Raw genomic sequence first — 474 nt, 5'->3', positions numbered from 1 at the left:
GGCGAAGAGCGCGATCGCGATCTAGCATTCCGGCTTGACCCCACGGCAACCATCGGCCAAAGCGTGCGGCGACATCGACAGGGGAACGACATGGCCGTTGCCGACGACATCGCTCTGATCAAGAAACAGGAAGCCACGCTGGTCTTTCCTGCCTTCGACGAGGCCGTCGCCTTCGAGATCGGCTCGGCGATCCGCAAGCGGGCGCTGGCCGAGAACCTGCCGATCATCGTCGACATCAGAACCTTCGACCGGCCGCTGTTCTATGCCGCGATGCCGGGTTCGAACGCCTCCAATCCCGACTGGGCGCGGCGCAAGATCAATGTGGTGAAGCGGTTCCTGAAAAGCACCTACCGCATGGTGCTGGAGCAGCAGCGCCCCGACCGCACCTTCAAGGTCGGCGAGGGGCTGGATGTCGCCGACTACGTGCTGGCCGGCGGCGGCTTTCCGGTCACCGTCAACGGCGCCGGCCAGCAC

General features: G+C 65.0%; 1 protein-coding gene. It reads left to right on the top strand.

The window, feature by feature from the left end:
• Positions 1-90: 90 nt before the first annotated feature.
• The coding region (locus EOA29_RS39885) for a heme-binding protein (protein ID WP_127222579.1) at positions 91-474 on the top strand (384 nt) is incomplete at its 3' end.

The organism is Mesorhizobium sp. M1E.F.Ca.ET.063.01.1.1 (assembly GCF_003998155.1).
Lineage (GTDB): Bacteria > Pseudomonadota > Alphaproteobacteria > Rhizobiales > Rhizobiaceae > Mesorhizobium.
The sequence above is the reverse complement of the archived record's forward strand: the minus strand, read 5'-3'. Positions and strand labels throughout refer to the sequence as shown.